Here is a 2,836-nt window from a genome sequence, read left to right on the forward strand (position 1 = left end):
CAGTGTGGAACTGGGTTTTGAAGCAGGCCGAAAACGATCCTTACAAGAAGGAGGTTCTTACCGCCTTCCAGGAAGAGGCCAAGCACGCCTTTGCCGTGCCGCAGACGCCTGAATGGATCGAGATCTCGAACGCCGTCTATCCCGAGTTGCAGGCGGCGATCCTCGGCGACAAGACCTCCAAGCAGGCACTGGACGATGCGGCCGCCAAGGCGACGCAAATCCTCCAGGACGCCGGCAAGCTCTAGAAACGGGCTCCCAGGGCTGCCTCCCCCATTGGTAATGGGGGAGGCGATCGCGTTTCGCGGCCAGCGGTTTGCGCTAACCCATCGCCCCCGGCCCACGCACCGCCGTCCAAATGCAAACACCTCAAGGATTCTGATGAAGGGCTTCAAGCCATCCGCGCCATTCCTGCTGCTGCTTCCGGCCATGATCGTGCTGGCGGCGGTTGTCGTTGTGCCGTTGCTGTTGTCCCTTTACTCCAGCTTCACGCCGTTCCGCCTGACGCGGCCCGAAACGTTCTACGTCTTCATCGGCATCCGGAACTATCTTTCGATCCTGTCCAACACCGATTTCTGGTGGGCGTTCGGCCGCACGGTGCTGCTGCTGACCATCGCGCTCAATCTCGAAATGCTGCTCGGCCTTGGGCTTGCCATGCTGGTCGAGAAAGCGACACGCGGCCAGCGCATCCTGCGCACGCTGATGATGTTTCCGATGATGTTCTCGCCGATCCTCGTCGGCTTCCAGTTCAAGTTCATGTTCAACGACAATATCGGCCTGGTGAACAATGCGCTGCAGTCGCTCGGCATTACGCAAGACGCCATACCGTGGCTGATCGAGGGCCATCTCGCCTTCATCGCCATTTCGATCGCCGAGATCTGGTCGTCGACGGCGATCTTCGCCATCCTGATCCTCGCCGGCCTGCTCGCCATGCCCAAGGAGCCGATCGAGGCGGCGCGTGTCGACGGCTGCACGCCGTGGCAGACATTCCGCTATGTGACGTGGCCGTTCGTCATGCCTTTCGCCTACATAGCCATGACTATCCGTTCGCTCGACGTGGCGCGCGCCTACGACATCGTCAAGATCATGACCGATGGCGGACCGGCGGGCCGCACCGAACTGCTATGGACCCTGGTGGCCCGCACCGCCTACAGCGACGGGCGCATGGGCATGGCCAACGCCATGGCCTATTTCTCGATCCTGCTGTCGATCGCCTTCACCGTCTACTTCTTCAACAAGCTCGCCGCGGCGCGCACGCAGATTGGTGCGGAGTGGTGAAGATGGACGAGAATTCTTCCGCCCGCCTGAAGCGCCGGCTGCTGGGCATCGTCTATCGCATTGGCCTGTTCCTGGCGATGCTGACGATCTGCCTGCCGGGCCTGTGGATCGTCATCTCGTCGCTGCGGCCGACGGTCGAGATCATGGCCAAGCCGCCGGTGTGGATCCCGCAAGAGATTTCGTTCGACGCCTATGTCGCGATGTTCTCAGGCATCGGCAAGGGCGGCATCCCTGTCATCGAATATTTCCGCAACTCGCTGATCATCTCGGTGACCTCGACAGTCATTGCGGTGGCCATCGGCATGGCCGGCGGCTATGCCTTCGCGCGCTACCGTTTTCGCGGCAAATCGAGCGTCTTCCTCGGCCTGATGCTGACGCGCACCGTGCCGGGCATTGCGCTCTCGCTGCCGCTGTTCTTCCTCTATGTACGGCTCGGCATCATCGACACACATTTCGGGCTGATCCTTGCCTATGTCGCGCTCAACGTGCCGTTCACCATCTGGCTGATCGACGGCTTCTTCCGCCAGGTGCCCAAGGACCTCGCGGAGGCCGCGCAGATCGATGGCTGCACACGCTGGCAGGCGTTCTGGCAGGTCGAGTTCCCGCTTGCCGGACCGGGCATTGCGTCGGCCGCCATCTTCGCCTTCCTGACCTGCTGGAACGAATTCGCGCTGGCTTCGCAGCTGACCCGCTCGGTGAGCGCCAAGACGCTGCCGGTCGGCCTGCTCGATTACACGGCCGAGTTCACCATCGATTGGCGCGGCATGTGCGCGCTGGCCGTGGTGATGATCATCCCGGCGCTCACCCTCACCTACGTCGTCCAGAAACACCTTGTCGGCGGCCTGACCTCCGGCGCGGTGAAAGGCTGATACCATGGCAACCGTTACCCTCACCAAGCTGACCAAGCGCTACGGCACTGTCGGGATCGTGCACGGCATCGATCTCGACATCGCCGACCGCGAGTTCATCGCGCTGGTCGGCCCCTCCGGCTGCGGCAAGTCGACGACGCTGCGGATGATCGCCGGGCTGGAAGAGATCAGCGCCGGCTCGATCAAGATCGGCGGGCGCATCGTCAACGATTTGCCGCCACGCTCGCGCAACATCTCGATGGTGTTCCAGTCGTACGCGCTCTATCCGCACATGACGGTGCGCGAAAATCTCGGCTTCTCTCTGAAGATCGCAGGTGCCGCCAAGGAAGACATGGAGCGCCGCGTCGCCGAGGCCTCGGCCATCCTCGGCCTCGACACGCTGCTGGATCGCCGCCCCTCACAACTGTCCGGCGGCCAGCGCCAGCGCGTCGCCATGGGCCGCGCCATCGTGCGCGATCCCGATGTGTTCCTGTTCGACGAGCCGCTTTCCAATCTCGACGCCAAATTGCGCACGCAGATGCGCACCGAGATCAAGAAGCTGCATGCCAAGGTGCAGTCGACGGTGATCTACGTCACCCACGACCAGGTCGAAGCAATGACGCTGGCCGATCGCATCGTCATCATGCGCGACGGCCATATCGAACAGGTCGGCACGCCCGACGAGGTCTTTCGGCGGCCGGCAACCCGCTTCG

3 protein-coding genes and 1 pseudogene are annotated in these 2,836 nt (G+C 62.7%); all 4 read left to right on the forward strand.

Annotated elements, in window-relative coordinates; genetic code table 11:
• Nucleotides 1-245 (forward strand): annotated as a pseudogene (locus tag EOD15_RS32065) (sugar ABC transporter substrate-binding protein); the annotation flags it as partial.
• Between the two features lie 133 nt (nt 246-378).
• Nucleotides 379-1,275 carry a sugar ABC transporter permease gene (locus EOD15_RS32070; RefSeq protein ID WP_023808865.1) on the forward strand — a complete coding sequence of 299 codons (897 nt, stop codon included), beginning with the start codon at nt 379-381 and terminating at the stop codon, nt 1,273-1,275.
• Nucleotides 1,276-1,277: 2 nt separating this feature from the next.
• The gene (locus tag EOD15_RS32075) at nt 1,278-2,144 is read left to right on the forward strand and encodes a carbohydrate ABC transporter permease (protein ID WP_127320005.1); all 867 of its coding nucleotides are present in this window, start codon (nt 1,278-1,280) and stop codon (nt 2,142-2,144) included.
• 4 nt (nt 2,145-2,148) lie between these two features.
• Nucleotides 2,149-2,836, forward strand: a 688-nt coding sequence (locus EOD15_RS32080; RefSeq protein WP_127409196.1) for an ATP-binding cassette domain-containing protein, incomplete at its 3' end; no start/stop codon positions are given.

Source organism: Mesorhizobium sp. M7A.T.Ca.US.000.02.2.1, assembly GCF_003996995.1.
In the GTDB taxonomy this organism is placed as follows: domain Bacteria; phylum Pseudomonadota; class Alphaproteobacteria; order Rhizobiales; family Rhizobiaceae; genus Mesorhizobium.

What these genes read in the sequence shown, in the direction of transcription:
- EOD15_RS32070 (WP_023808865.1), top strand. Translation starts at nt 379, where the DNA reads ATGAAGGGCTTCAAGCCATCCGCGCCATTCCTGCTGCTGCTTCCGGCC.
- EOD15_RS32075 (WP_127320005.1), top strand. Translation starts at nt 1,278, where the DNA reads ATGGACGAGAATTCTTCCGCCCGCCTGAAGCGCCGGCTGCTGGGCATC.